General features: G+C 60.8%; 1 protein-coding gene. It reads right to left on the bottom strand.

Annotation, left to right across the window (positions count from 1 at the left end; all coding sequences use genetic code 11):
• A partial coding sequence (locus IB241_RS28135; RefSeq protein ID WP_192301288.1) for a hypothetical protein occupies positions 1 to 255 on the bottom strand: 255 nt, incomplete at both ends.

The raw sequence follows: 255 nt of genomic DNA, 5'->3' as shown, positions 1-255 counted from the left end.
AAGGTGCCCCAGCCTTGGTGTTCGGCAGTGAGTCGGTTTTGTGCGTCGTATTCGTAGGCCAGCGCCCAGTGCCCGTCGTCGACGCTAAGCAGGTTGCCTTGGGGGTCGTAGGCGTAATCCACAACACCGCCGTCGGGCAGGGTTTTTCGTACGAGGCGCCCGGCGAAGTCGCGCTCGTAACGGGTGATCAGCTGACTACCGTCATCGCCGTGTTCGGTCTTTTCTTGCAGGTTGCCGTTGAGGTCGTAGGCATAC

The organism is Pseudomonas sp. PDM05, from assembly GCF_014851685.1.
Classification (GTDB): Bacteria; Pseudomonadota; Gammaproteobacteria; order Pseudomonadales; family Pseudomonadaceae; genus Aquipseudomonas.
This window is presented reverse-complemented; position numbering and strand designations above follow the sequence as displayed.